Origin of the sequence: Nocardia sp. JCM 34519.1, from assembly GCF_020361265.1 — a bacterium.
Taxonomy (GTDB): domain Bacteria; phylum Actinomycetota; class Actinomycetes; order Mycobacteriales; family Mycobacteriaceae; genus Nocardia; species Nocardia arthritidis_A.
In genome coordinates this window covers 16,854-29,761 of record NZ_JAIRBR010000007.1, presented here as the reverse complement: position 1 = coordinate 29,761, position 12,908 = coordinate 16,854, and the positions used below count along the sequence as shown (strand labels likewise).

13 protein-coding genes are annotated in these 12,908 nt (G+C 68.1%); 7 read left to right on the top strand and 6 right to left on the bottom strand.

All coding sequences use genetic code 11. From position 1 onward, the window contains the following. Positions 1-66: 66 nt before the first annotated feature. A complete protein-coding gene (locus LGY53_RS18980; RefSeq protein WP_225728008.1) occupies positions 67-477 on the bottom strand; it encodes a VOC family protein in 411 nt (136 codons plus the stop codon). A gap of 190 nt (positions 478-667) precedes the next feature. Here LGY53_RS18980 and LGY53_RS18975 point away from each other — a divergent pair, with 190 nt between their 5' ends. Then, positions 668-1,654 carry a glycosyltransferase family 9 protein gene (locus LGY53_RS18975; RefSeq protein ID WP_225728007.1) on the top strand — a complete coding sequence of 329 codons (987 nt, stop codon included), beginning with the start codon at positions 668-670 and terminating at the stop codon, positions 1,652-1,654. Here the strand turns inward: LGY53_RS18975 and LGY53_RS18970 are convergent. Further along, the gene (locus LGY53_RS18970; RefSeq protein WP_225728006.1) at positions 1,636-1,995 is read right to left on the bottom strand and encodes a helix-turn-helix transcriptional regulator; all 360 of its coding nucleotides are present in this window, start codon (positions 1,993-1,995) and stop codon (positions 1,636-1,638) included. The two genes, LGY53_RS18975 and LGY53_RS18970, sit on opposite strands and share 19 nt — an antisense overlap. Positions 1,996-2,178: 183 nt before the next feature. Here LGY53_RS18970 and LGY53_RS18965 point away from each other — a divergent pair, with 183 nt between their 5' ends. Together LGY53_RS18965 and LGY53_RS18960 are read left to right on the top strand one after the other, a co-directional pair. Then, positions 2,179-2,859, top strand: coding sequence for a M23 family metallopeptidase (locus tag LGY53_RS18965; RefSeq protein ID WP_225728005.1), 681 nt, complete (start codon positions 2,179-2,181; stop codon positions 2,857-2,859). 83 nt (positions 2,860-2,942) lie between these two features. Beyond that, the gene (locus tag LGY53_RS18960) at positions 2,943-3,737 is read left to right on the top strand and encodes a transporter substrate-binding domain-containing protein (protein ID WP_225728004.1); all 795 of its coding nucleotides are present in this window, start codon (positions 2,943-2,945) and stop codon (positions 3,735-3,737) included. Here the strand turns inward: LGY53_RS18960 and LGY53_RS18955 are convergent. Continuing rightward, complete coding sequence (locus LGY53_RS18955) at positions 3,734-7,669, bottom strand: AAA family ATPase (protein ID WP_225728003.1); 3,936 nt, start codon at positions 7,667-7,669, stop codon at positions 3,734-3,736. The two genes, LGY53_RS18960 and LGY53_RS18955, sit on opposite strands and share 4 nt — an antisense overlap. Before the next feature lie 186 nt (positions 7,670-7,855). Between LGY53_RS18955 and LGY53_RS18950 the strand changes: the two genes are divergently transcribed. The 3 genes from LGY53_RS18950 to LGY53_RS18940 all read left to right on the top strand — a co-directional run bounded on the left by LGY53_RS18950 (position 7,856) and on the right by LGY53_RS18940 (position 10,017). Then, a complete protein-coding gene (locus LGY53_RS18950) occupies positions 7,856-8,584 on the top strand; it encodes a DUF2599 domain-containing protein (RefSeq protein WP_225728002.1) in 729 nt (242 codons plus the stop codon). Positions 8,585-8,652: 68 nt separating this feature from the next. Further along, positions 8,653-8,877 carry a hypothetical protein gene (locus LGY53_RS18945; RefSeq protein WP_225728001.1) on the top strand — a complete coding sequence of 75 codons (225 nt, stop codon included), beginning with the start codon at positions 8,653-8,655 and terminating at the stop codon, positions 8,875-8,877. 99 nt (positions 8,878-8,976) lie between these two features. Then, positions 8,977-10,017 carry a hypothetical protein gene (locus LGY53_RS18940; protein ID WP_225728000.1) on the top strand — a complete coding sequence of 347 codons (1,041 nt, stop codon included), beginning with the start codon at positions 8,977-8,979 and terminating at the stop codon, positions 10,015-10,017. On the opposite strand, the gene LGY53_RS18935 is transcribed toward LGY53_RS18940, so the two are convergent. Beyond that, positions 9,989-10,333: a hypothetical protein gene (locus tag LGY53_RS18935; protein WP_167479492.1), complete on the bottom strand. Its 345-nt coding sequence runs from the start codon at positions 10,331-10,333 to the stop codon at positions 9,989-9,991. The genes LGY53_RS18940 and LGY53_RS18935 overlap by 29 nt on opposite strands. 266 nt (positions 10,334-10,599) lie before the next feature. Between LGY53_RS18935 and LGY53_RS18930 the strand changes: the two genes are divergently transcribed. Beyond that, positions 10,600-10,935, top strand: a complete 336-nt coding sequence (locus LGY53_RS18930) for an RNA polymerase-binding protein RbpA (RefSeq protein WP_167475669.1) — start codon at positions 10,600-10,602, stop codon at positions 10,933-10,935. A 54-nt stretch (positions 10,936-10,989) separates the two neighbouring features. Here LGY53_RS18930 and LGY53_RS18925 read toward each other — a convergent pair whose 3' ends face one another. Together LGY53_RS18925 and LGY53_RS18920 are read right to left on the bottom strand one after the other, a co-directional pair. After that, a complete protein-coding gene (locus LGY53_RS18925) occupies positions 10,990-11,832 on the bottom strand; it encodes an ABC transporter permease (RefSeq protein WP_225727999.1) in 843 nt (280 codons plus the stop codon). After that, on the bottom strand, positions 11,829-12,818 hold the full coding sequence (locus LGY53_RS18920) for an ATP-binding cassette domain-containing protein (protein ID WP_225727998.1): 990 nt from the start codon (positions 12,816-12,818) through the stop codon (positions 11,829-11,831). Before LGY53_RS18920 ends, LGY53_RS18925 begins: the two co-directional genes overlap by 4 nt. Positions 12,819-12,908: the final 90 nt, after the last annotated feature.

The following is a 12,908-nucleotide window of genomic DNA, read 5'->3' as shown; positions in this document are numbered from 1 at the left end:
TCCGGCCCACACACTGTCGCGAGCCGGATCCCGCCGCGCGGACAGACCTACCGCCGCGCCGCGAACCTATTGCGGCGCACCGATATTGACCATCCAGGAGATGCCGAAGCGGTCGACGCACATACCGAATTCGTCTCCCCACATCTGCTTCTCCAGTGGCACCGTCACCCGGCCACCGGCCGACAGGCCGTCCCAGTAGCCGCGCAGTTCCTCGGCGTCGTCACCGCTGAGGCTCACCGAGATGCTGCTGCCCGGGTGGTATTCCATCCCGGGCGGGGTGTCGGCGGCCATCAACGTGAATCCCTTGGCCGTCTCGAGTAGTCCGTGCATGACCAATTCGGCGCCGGGCGCGTCCTTATCGCCCATATCGCCGAAGGTGCTGATGGTGAGATTGCCACCGAAGACGTCGCGGTAGAACTCGAGCGCAGCGCGCGCCGAATCCTGGAAACCGAGGTACGGATTGAGCCGGGAGACCATGGCATGCTCCTTGCCGCCGAATGTCATTGCGAAACTCGCGCCACGAACAAGGCTAGAGCACATATAAGGGGCACGCGTTGCATAACGCACGCCACACCACGTTTCACCGGTCTCCTGGTCGGGTAGTCATCCCTAAGTTGGCTCGTGACGGCGGGCGATACCGAAAGTCGGGTCGGTCTAGGAGTTCAGGGTGTCGGTAGTTCTCGTGCTGCAAGCACGCGGCCTCGGTGACTTGCTCACCGCGGTCCCCGCACTACGTGCTCTGCGCCGGGCGAGACCCCATGACCATATCGTGCTCGCGGCCCCGCAGCGGGTCAAACCCATCGTCGACCTGATCGCCTCGGTCGACGAGCTGGCGCCCACCGCCGATGGCATATTGCGTTGGGACGGGCCGCGTCCCGCGCTCGCGGTGAACCTGCACGGCCCGCACGCGGAGAGCATTGTCGCGCTCGGCAAGACCGATCCCGACCGCATCCTGAGCTACCGCAATCCCGCCTTCCCCGATCTGGAAGGTCCACAGTGGCAACAGGATCGGCATATCGTCGACTGCTGGTGCCATCTGCTCGAATACGACGGAATCGACGCCGATCGGCGCAATCTCGGTCTGGTGCCGCCGGTTTCGACCACCAGCCACCGCGATTGCGTCGTGGTGCACATCGGCGCGGGCGCGCAGGCCCGGCGCTGGCCCGCCGACCGATTCGCCGCGGTGATCCGGCATCTGCTCGTGCTCGGGCGCGAGGTGGTGGTGACCGGGGACGAATTCGAACGCGATCTCGCGCTGCATATCGCGGCGCGGGCCGGACTCTCCGTGAGCCGGGTGCTGGCCGGGGAACAGAACCTGACCGAGTTGGCCGCCACCGTCGCCGAGGCAGCGCTGGTGGTCTGCGGCGACACCGGAGTCGCGCACCTGGCAACCGCGTTCGGCACTCGCACGGTGCAGTTGTTCGGCCCCACGCCGCCGCGCTGGGTCGGCCCGCCGCCGCATCTGCTCGGCCGTCATTCGGTGCTGTGGGCGGGTCAGCTCGGCGACCGCGACGCCGACACCCCGGATCCGGGTCTGCTGCGCATCGGAGTGACCGAGGTGATCAACGCTGTCGACAAACAGCTCAGCAAAAGGCGCTGGCCGGGAACCGGGACCGCGGACCGCAGGCGCACCGCTTACCGGCGCGTCGGCTGAGGTCCGGCGTCGCCGGTTCGGTCAACGTCGTCGATCCGAGCCGCGCTGAGTGCCGCGGAGTATGCCGCTATCGCGCTGGGCCAGAACTGCTCCAGGTAGTCGCGGGCCGCGCCGAGGCCGCGCGGGTCCAGATGGTAGAGCCGCCGATTTCCGTCGGGTCGCATGCCGACCAGTCGGGCCTCGCGCAGCACCCGCAGGTGTTGGGATACGGCGGAACTGGTGACGCCGACGGTGGCGGCCAGTTCGCCGACCGAGCGCGGCGCCTGCGGCAGCGCCTCGAAGATCGCCCGGCGGGTGGGGTCGGATAGCGCCTCCAGGGCACGGACTCCATTAGTGGCCACTGAAATAGTGTGATCATTGGACCACCGTCCGGTCAACCGGACGCCATACGGCATTCACCAAGGTCGAGCCGCGAGACACGCCGTAGCGTTATCTGTTTGTAATAGGCGAACTGGGCTTTTGTACCAAGGTGACGCTAGCCACACGATTGCGAAGCCGCCACGGATGCCCGTTACGTTCGACCAATGCTCGTGACCGTTCCGTTACCTTCCCGGCGCGGCGCGACCCGTAGTCGACGACACCGCGCAGCGACCCGCGCGGTCGCCGTCTCCGCGGTCGCGATCTCCGCTTTGACGGCCCTCAACGCCGCCGACGACCTCCCGGCCCAGGCCCAGGCGCCCACCGCGCCGCTCGCCTTCACCCCGCGCGAAGCGCAGATGCCGCAGACCGTCCCCGAGGCCGTGCTGGCGACGCAACGGCGCATTGCCGACGAGGCGGCCCGGATCGCCGCCGAACTCGCCCGGCCGCACACCGTCCGGCCCGTCGCGGGCGTGCTCACCTCCACCTTCGGCATACGCTGGGGCGCACTGCACGCGGGCATCGACTTCGGCGATCCGATCGGCACCCCGATCGAGGCGGTCACCGACGGCGTCGTCATCGATGCGGGCCCGGCCGACGGATTCGGCCTCTGGGTGCGGGTGCAACAGGATGACGGCACCATCGGCATCTACGGTCACGTGAACGAGATCATCGCGACGGTCGGCCAGCACGTGCGCGCGGGCGACGTCATCGCCACCGTCGGCAACCGCGGCTACTCCACCGGCCCGCATCTGCACTACGAAATCCATTCCGCCGCAGGCGAACCCATCGATCCGCTGCCCTGGCTCGCCGCGCGCGGCATCGTCGTGGCCGCCGACCCGTCCTGAGACGTGCCGTTTCGTGAGTACATGAGGGGCTCACGAAACGGCGCACCGCCCGCCGCGATTCGCCGTCCGCATAGGATCGCCCGATGCACCACCGCGTCATCCGCATCGCCATCGCCGCCGCACTCGCCGCGGGATTCTCCTTCGGCAGCGCCAGGGCGGACGAGCCCGCCGCATCGCATCTGCTCACCGTGCGCGACACCGGCGTGCTCCGGGTGTGCACCACCGGCGACTATCCGCCGTTCACGCTGCGCGACGACGATGGGACCTATCGCGGCGTCGACATCACCCTGGCCACGGAACTCGCTGCCGCCCTTCAGGTTTCACCGCAGTGGGTGCCGACGACCTGGACCGGGCTGGCCGGCGATTTCGCGGCGAAGTGCGATATCGCGGTAGGCGGGATCTCCGATACCGCGGCGCGCAGACAGGTCGCCGACTTCTCCGTCGCGCTGGCCACCGTCGGCAAGACGCCGGTGAGCCGCAAGACCGACGGCGACACCTACGCCACCATCGCCGATATCAACCGGCCCGGCGTGCGGGTGATCGTCAACCGCGGCGGCACCAACGAGGATTTCGCCCGCGCCAACTTCCCCGCCGCCGACCTCACCATCTGGCCCGACAACCTCACCATCTACGACGAGATCGAACAGGGCCGCGCCGACGTATTCGTCACCGATTCGGTCGAGGGCCGCTACCGGCAACTCACCCATCCAGGTCTGCGAGTCCTGCACCCGGACAAGCCCTTCGACTCCTTCACCAAGGCGTACATGCTCCCGCGCGGCGACAACCTGTTCAACGCGGTCGTAAATACTTGGCTCACTTACCAACTCCGCACCGGACAGGTCGACCGGCTGACGGCCGAATGGCTCGGCCCGGCCTAACAGGGATTCCGATACGCGACACCCGGGAATTGTTGCGCCCATTCGTCTTTCGTGATGACGGAGGCGGGGTTCGCGCACAGCGCGGCGACCACCGCCTCGGGATCCGTTGCCCACGTGCGCAATACACCGGCCAGGCCCCCGGCGATCAACTGCGCGCCGTCGGGTCCGTAGGCGACATCGTTCACGCGGCCGCCATAGGCGGTCAGGGTGGCGTATGTGGCCGGATGCGCGGGATCGCTCGTATCCCAGATCCAGACCTCCGTATCGCCGATACCGGCGGCGAGGCGGGTGCCGTCGCGGTTGAAGGTCAGGGATTCGATGGATCCCGTCGGGCCGGTCAGGTGGGCCGACTTGCCGAACTCGCCCGCCGCGGTCAGATTCCATATCCGGACGGTCCGGTCGTCGCTGCCGGCGGCCAGCAGGTGTCCCGGCCCGAATCGGACCGAGGTGACCGTGGAACCGAAACCCGTGAACCGGTCGGCTATCCGGATCGAACCCGGACCACGGGAAATGTCCCATACCGTCACGTCGGTGGCGGTTGCCGCGGCCAGCAGGGTTCCGTCGGCGCTGACCGTCAACAGCAGCGGCAGGGTGGTGGTCCGCAGCGTGTCGACGACCCGGGGCCGGTTCGGATCACCGCGGTCGATCACGCTGATGACATTCCCGGCTCCGTCGGAGGCGCTCGCCGCGAACAGGTACCTCGCGTCGGGTGTGAAAACCGCCTCGGCAATGGACTTCGGCGATATGTGCAGCCGCTCGCCGGAACGGCGGGGATCGGTCGGCACGCCGATATCCCACAGATAGATATCTCCGGTAGTCGTGCCCGCCGCCGCGGTGCGACCGTCGTCCGAGATCGCCGCCACCCCCGACAGACGAAGGCCCGGATCGATGGTCAGCGGCGGCTCGATCGGGCGCGGCGGGCCGGTGCGCGGCAGTTCGAATCGGTCGATCACATTGTGCGGGCTGCCATTCGGCGCGACGAGCCCGACCAGCGCGGTCCGGCCATCGACGCTCGCGGGGACGGTGAAGATGCGGCCGCCGAGGTCGTCGGTGCCGGGATCGGTGGCCGTCGGCCACTCGTGCACGATCCCGTCGGTCGAGGTGCTGATCACCGCATCGGCCGCCATGGCCACCGAGGTCACCAATGCGGTGCCGGGTAGTGTGCGCACGGCGATGGTAGGCGGACCGCCCGGCACGACGGCGGTCGCGGCGGCGGTGCGGAAGAGTTGGGTGGAATTGTCGGAGCTGCCCGCGGCGATGGTGGCCCCATCGGGACTGAACCCGACCGAGTTGACGAAGCTGCCGAAGGCGCCGAGCAGACTGCGCTGCGCCGGATGAGCCGGATCGGCGATATCGACGAGTACCGCGTTCAAAGCCTGCGAGCCGACGACGAGTCTTGTCGAGGTCGGATCGAATTGGAGGTCCAGCACGACGTTCGTCATCGTGAGCCGACCGATGGGCGCGGCGGAAGCGCGCTGCCAGATGTGGAGCTCCTGACCCTCGCCGCCCCCGGCGAGCAGTGCGCCATCCGGGCTGTACGCCACCGCGTTCATCGGTGCGCCGATATCGAGGCTCGGTTCCTGATCGGCCGATGCGCCGTCGATGCGCCAGCGCTGGATGCCCGTCGCGGTGGCGGCGGCCAGCTCGCGTCCGTCCGGGGACCAGGCGAGATGTCCGATCTTGGCACCGCCCGTTTGCAGTTCTGTGGGCATCCGCGACGGCTTTTCCGGAACGGAGACATCCCACAGCGTCAAAGTCTTGCCACCCCCGATGGCCAGCACCGGGCGGTCCGGCGCGAATGCGGCGGCGTACAGGCGATCGTCGCCGACCTTCAATTCGCCGACCGGACCGTTGCGCGCTTTCCGGCGATCGATCAGCCGGGCGGCACCGTCCGAATTGACGACGGCGAGCAGGGTCGAGTCCCGGTTCAGCGCGGTGCCGATCGGTCCCGGCACGGTCGCCGTGCGCACCGGCGTGAGTATTCCGGTGGAATCCAGCAGTGCCGAACGCGCCTCGACCGTGACCGTCGGCGCGAATCGATATCCGATCAGCGCCAACTGCTGGGCGAGGCCCGGATCGCGGGAGCGCAGCAGGCCCAACTCCGCCACACCCTGCCGAGACAGCGCCTCATCGGTCGTTCGCTGAAGTTCGTGCCGGGACAGCACCAGCGCGTATGAGACGGCGCCCGCGCCGAGCGCCGCGGCAACCGCCAGCACCGCCACGACGATCAGCGCCATCGCTCGCCGCCGCAGTGTGTGCCGCGACGTCTCCAAGTCGTGCACGGTCCGGTCGAGGCGGTGCACGGTCTGATCGAGTTCCACCACGGTCCGGTCGCGCTCTTCCACCGTTCGCGCCAGCTCGGCGACCCGCTTGCGATCGCGGTCGCGCACCCGCGCCCAGTGGGCAACGCAGGCGTCGAGGAATTCGCGTTCCCGCACCGTCAGTTCCTTGTACCGGTCCTGGGTGTCGGCCCATTCCTGGAATTCGTCGGTACGGCCGGACGACAGCAGATCCCGTTCGCGCCTGCCGTTTTCGGCCCACACCTCGGCCTCGTTGCCCAGCCTGCGATGCCGCAGCAGGGTGGCCCGATCGGTGCCGATCCATTCGGCCAGCCGGGGCCACGCGGTGAGCAGTGCCTCGTGGGTGAGCTGCACGCCGGACCCGGCCGACGTGAGCAGCCGGTCGGCGGTGAAATGGGCGATCACACTGTCGACGACCGCGGGTTCCGCATCCGCCCATGCCAATTCGGTGCGGGCCACGCGACGCCGGGCGGCCGACTCCTCGGTCACCACAACACACCGGGTGACCACCCGGCGCGCGATCAGCTGTTCGTGCTCGTCGAGTGCGCCGTAGACCTTTTCGGCGCTGAGCTCGACCACCTTCCCGATCCCGCCGGTACTGCGGTAATCGGCCCAGGTCAGTTTGGGCTCGGTCCGCGTCGGAATGTCCCAGGTTCGCTTCAGCGCCTCCGACAGCTGTGGGAGCGCACCGCCGTCCGAACCGCCCTCGGTAACCTTCAATTCCTCGAGCAACCGGTCGACGAGCGCCTCCTCGACGGTTATCCCGCGCTCGCTCGCGGGCTTCGTGATCACCTCGAGCAACTGCCGCCGGTTCATCGGCGTGACCGTGATCAGGCGGTCACTGTGCAGCGCCCGCTGCAGGAAGGGATCGGCGGCGGCGCGCCCGAAGTAGTCGGCGCGCAGGCCGATCACCACCGCGGTGTGCGGGCGGTTCGCCCACGCGGCCAACTCGGCCAGGAATTCGTCGCGCTCTTGCTCCCATCGCGCGCGCAGCGCGTCGTCGTCGCCGACGATCGGTTCCAGCGTCCACAGTTCCTCGCACTGATCGACGATGAGCACGAACTCGGTATCCGGCCCGATTTCGACCTCATCGATCGCATTCCCCAGCGCCATAAGTGGTTTCGTACCGGGTGCGAGGACCGCGACCTGGCCGAATCCGGGCTCGAGCCCGGCGAGCAGCAGTGAGGACTTCCCGACGCCGGACTCTCCGATCACGATGACCGGACGCGCTTCGGCGCCGTCCAGGCAGGCGCGCACGGTCGCGCGGAGCTCGGCGGTGAGCTCGCCGCGACCGCAGAAGTCCACGGCCCGCGACGCATCGTACGGCGCAAGGCCGGGATACGGCGATTCACCGGGATCGGGCTGGGTCCGGCGCGCCCGGTACAGCGCCGCCCACCACTCCGGGAACTCGGTCTCGTTGACTCCGCAGACCCGTAACAGCGGTTCGAATCGGTGGCTGTCGGCCTCGGGCAACGTGCTGCGGCACCAGCCCAGGACGGTGCCTTCCGGAACACGCGCCCGGCGCGCGGCTTCGCGCTGTCCGATCCGCTCGATGAGTTGCCGGAGCGCGGTGATGAATTCGCCGCGGGTGTGAATCTGTGACGGATCGATGCCGCCCGCCCAACTGGGCATACGGCATTCTGGCACAGCGGTATTCGCGTCGAGACCACTCCGCGTTGATCCTTCCGACCAGCATGTTTCCACGCGGCGGGACATCGCGGCGACGCGCCGTGATTGTCGGCGATCGGACCGCTCGGGGTGTCGTGTCGGCGTGCCGTCTCGTTGAGTTGTCCGTAACTCGACAAGGAGCTGATCACCGTGTCCCACCAGCGTTTCCGACTCATCGGCGGCCTCGCCACCGCGCTCACCGCCGCGACCGTGCTCGCCACCGGCCCCGCCGACGCCGACGCGCAATATCCGGTCGCCTGGACCAGGATCGGCATCTACCCGCAGAGCGCGCCCTCGATGGGGTCCGGGCAGGTCGGCAAGTCGCTGCCCGACGGCGCGCTGGTCACCATCGTGTGCGAGCAGCAGGGGCAGCCGGTTTTCAACGGCGACAAGAAGATCGATGTCTGGGAGCGTCTCGGCACCGGATCCTGGCTGCCCAACGCGTTCATCAAGACCGGCCACGACGGCTGGACCCCGGGCATCCCGAAATGTTCGGAGTACACCGCGAAGGTCGCGCCGGGCGCGACCGACCCGCATGCGGATCCGAAGAAGGTGGAGGAGAAGACCAAACTGCCCTGCGACAGTTTCATCGCCTCGGCGACCTGGATCACCCGCGGCGAGAACAACCTGAAGTCGCTGCACGTCGTCCCCACCGCGTGCGGGCTGGTGAAGGCAACGGTCGACAAGCAAGCCGCGTTCGACGAGCTGTACCACAGGGTGAACGCCAACTGGGGCGGTGATCTCTACTGGTCCATGCACAACCAGTTCGATTGCCACGCCGACTGGTGGCAGTGGCGGAACAAGTACGAGTGGAACCTCGAGCCATCCCGGCCGAATGTCGGCTACTGGAAGACCGTGATGGCCGAATGCAACCCGTGATCGGCGGGCGGCGTGTCGTGATCGGCGGTGATGGTGTTCTTGGGAGCGTCGCGGCCGGGTGTCCGACGGTGGAATCGGCCGGAACCACACCGGGTTCCGGCCGTCATCCCGGAAAGGTCACGCACGGAATGTTCGAGCTGCGCGCACTGGTGTTCTTGATGATCTCGCTGTTGGCCGGAATCGCGGCCGGCTGGCTGACCGTGCAAAGCGGGCAACCGCCCGCCGCGGGGGTGCTGGCCGGTGGCGGCGCGTTCGCCGCGACGATGTTGTTCCTGGACAAGGTCATTCGATAACGGTTCGGCGCCATGGCCGCCGTCTAGTACCCCGGTATCAGGCGCCGATGGCGCTGCGGCGGGACGTCTTTCGAGGGTCCGGCTTCCTACCGTCTGAATATGTCCACGACATTGCACCTGGAGTCCGTCGCCCGGCCCGCCGCCGAACATCACCGCCTGACCACCGGACGGCCGCACCGGCCGCTACTCGCATTGGTGGTGGTGATGGTCGCGCTTGCGGCCTTCTCGGCGGTCGGGATGATCTTCGACGATCGCATGCTGCTCGGCGAGTCGGTGTGGCTCAAGCCGTTCAAGTTCGCTGTTGCGTTCGGGCTGTACAGCGGGACGTTGGCGTGGCTGCTTTCCTTGCCGCACAAGGGGAGCCGGGCTACCTGGTGGCTCGGCACGGTCTTCGCGGTGACCGGATGTGTCGACGTCGGATTCATCGTCGTGCAGGCGGCGCGCGGCACCTTCAGCCATTTCAATACGCAGACCGATGTGTTCAACGATATCGGGCAGAAGGTCTTCGCCTCCGGCGTTCCCGGTCTGTTCTTCGCGAATCTGGTTATCGCCGTGATTCTTTCGTGGCAGCGGGTGGCGGATCGGCCGCTCTCGCGGGCCATTCACGCCGGCATGGGACTCGCCGTGGCCGGAATGATGCTCGGCTACCTGATGGGGTTCACCGGTAAGCAGCTGGTGCGCGACGCCGACGGCAATATCGTCGAGCTCGCGGCCGGGCACACCGTGCTGCACGACACACCCGTGCCGCAGGCCCGCGACGCGCTCGCCGGGCTGCCGATCACGCACTGGAGCACGGTCGGCGGCGACCTGCGGGTGCCGCACTTCGTCGGCCTGCACGGCATCCAGGTGCTGATCCTCGCGGCCGTGGCGCTCGGGCTGCTCGCGCCGCGGGTCCGCTGGCTGCGCGACGAGCGCGCCAGGGCCAGGGTGGTCGGGGTGCTCGCCATCGGCTACGCGGGGCTGCTCGCCATCGTGTTCCAGCAGGCCATGCGCGCACAGCCGCTGATCCACCCGGACACGATCACCGTCGCCGCGTTCGGCGGACTGGTCGCGGTGATCGGGCTGCTGCTGACCGCGGTATATGCGCACGGCCGCAACACGATCGGGAGCCTCAGCGCAGCCGTTCCGCTTCGCGGGTGAGCTCCAGCAGGGTGGCGCTGAGGGATTTCAGCTCGGCGTGGTCGGCGCCCTCGCCGATCGCCGTCGCGACATCCTCGGCGGCGCAGCGGGCCGCGAACCAGCGATCGGCCAGATCGCTGGCCTCCTGCGCCGACAGCACCACCGAATCGGTCGGAATTCCCGTGCCCTTCAAGCTGTTTCGATGCTCGTAGGCGCGCTGCCGGCACGATTGACGACAGTATCGGCGGCGACGGCCCGCCTCGGATTCGACGATCTCCCGCCCGCACCACAGGCAGGACACCTGTCGTTTCGGGGCGCTATGGCCTGACCTGGGCACATGAGACACGCCGCACACCTTAACCACTCACGTGTCCACCGGCACAAACGGGCCGCCTCCCGGTGTCGCCCGCCCACGAACCGGCGCCGGAGCGGACACCGTGAGCGCGGCGTATTCGGCGCAACCACTACAATGGAAGGGTTCGCCGGCACCGTATCGGGAACTACATCGTGCCGGGAACTATCGAGGCAGGCGCGCGCGTTGTTCCTGAATCGACGTTAGTCGGCGCAGCAAGAGCTCGAGCACACAGGGAGAGGACCGCACATATGGCAGATCGCGTACTCCGAGGCAGTCGGCTCGGAGCGGTGAGCTACGAGACCGATCGCGACCACGACCTGGCCCCGCGCCGGATTGCCCGGTACCGGACCGATAACGGCGAGGAATTCGACGTCCCGTTCGCCGACGACGCCGAGATCCCGCCCACCTGGCTGTGCCGCAACGGCCAGGAAGGTGTCCTGATCGAGGGCACGAACCAGGAGACCAAGAAGGTCAAGCCCCCGCGCACGCACTGGGACATGCTGCTGGAACGCCGCAGCAAGGATGAGCTCGAGGAACTGCTCAAGGAGCGCCTCGAACTGCTCAAGACCCGGCGCCGGGCGTAACGTGACACGAAAGCCGCTCCCCTCGCGAGGGGAGCGGCTTTTTGTATGGCCGGACTACCGGCTCGCCACCTTGCGATAGCGCAGCAGCGCCATCGGCATCGCCACGCACAGGATCACCAGCGAGCAGGCGATCGAATATTCGACGCAGTGGTCGGCGGCCCAGCCGTGCGGCGGGACGAAGGTGGGCGGTGACCCGTTGACGAATAGTTTGCGGCCCGCCGCCGAGACCGCGGTGATCGGATTCCATTCGGCCACCGTGCGCAGCGGGCCGGGCAGGGTTTCCGCGGAGATGAACGCCGAGGAGATGAAGGTGAGCGGGAAAAGCCAGATGAGACCGGCGCTTTGCGCGACCTCGACGGTCGGCGAGAGCAGACCGGTGAGCGCGCCGACCCAGGACATGGCGAAGGCGAACAGCAGGATGACACCGAAAGCCAATGCGGCATCGGCGATTGCGCCGTTGATCCGCCAGCCCACCGCATAGCCGCAGCCGACCATCACGCCGAGGCTCAGGATATTCACCACCAGATCCGAGAGCGTGCGGCCCATCAGCACCGCGAGCCGGGACATGGGCAGGGTCCGCATCCGGTCGATGATGCCCTTCTGCAGATCGCCCGCCAGGCCGACGGTGGTGAATGCGGCATTGAAAGCGACTGTCTGCGTGAAGATTCCGGCCAGCAGGAATTCCCGGTACTGGCTGCCGCCCAGCGAGGCACCGAAGATGTATGCGAACAGGAAGACGAACATCAGCGGCTGGATGGTCGCGGTGACCAGCAGGGTCGGCACCCGCAGGATGGTGAGCAGATTGCGGTAGGCCACGATCGCGCTGTCCCGGAAAACCCGCAGCCGTGGGGCCCGCTCGGATGGCGCTGTGGTGGATGCGGCCGACGCGGTGGTCACGCCCGTACCTCCTCTTGGATCTCGTCGTCCACCGGCTGCTCGTCCTTCTTCGCGGAAGTTCCGGTGAGGGAAAGGAATACGTCGTCGAGGCTGGGCCGGTGCACGGTGGCGTCCACCACGCAGACTCCGGCGTCGTCGAGCCTGCGCAGCGCCTCGACCATGGTGCGGGTGCCGTCGCCGACCACGACGGTGGCCTCCTCGGTGCCCGGCTCGTGGATCGGCTCGCCGATCCCGACCTGCGCCAGCACCGAGAGCGCCGGTTTCATATCCTGTCCGGCGGCCAGGGTGACGGTGAGTTTGTCGCCGCCGATGGCGGTCTTCAGCTCATCGGCCGAACCGCGCGCGATGACCCGGCCGCGATCGATGACGGTGATCCGGTCGGCGAGCAGATCGGCCTCCTCCAGATACTGCGTGGTGAGCAGCACGGTGGTGCCGTCGTCGACGAGATCGCCGATGACCCGCCACATATCGAGCCTGCCGCGCGGATCCAGGCCGGTGGTCGGCTCGTCGAGCACCACGACCGCGGGCCGGGCCACCAGGGCGCCCGCCAGGTCGAGCCTGCGGGCCATACCGCCGGAATAGGTGCCGGCCCGCCGGTGCGCCGCGTACTCCAGACCTAGCGCCTCGAGTAGTTCCGCCGCGCGCGAGGTGGCCTGCCGCTGCGACATCCCGTACAGCCGGGCCACCATGCGCAGGTTCTCGTAGCCGGAGAGGTTGCCGTCCACCGCGGCGTACTGGCCGGAGAGCCCGATTCGCTTGCGCGCCAAGGCCGGATCGCGCAGCACGTCCACCCCGGCCACCCGCACCGACCCGGCGTCGGGCCGGAGCAGAGTGGTGACGATCCGGACGGTGGTGGTCTTCCCGGCGCCGTTCGGGCCGAGCAGACCCATCACCGTGCCCGCCGGGACCTGTAGGTCGATGTGGTCGAGCACGCGGACGCGACCGTAATGCTTGACCAGGTCGAGCACTTCGACCGCGAGGCTCACGACCTCACCTCGAACAACCAGCAAGAACGCATCACAGCTCGACCCCACTATCGCTAGGTTTCGCCGCGATCTCGAATCCCGCTTGCCGAC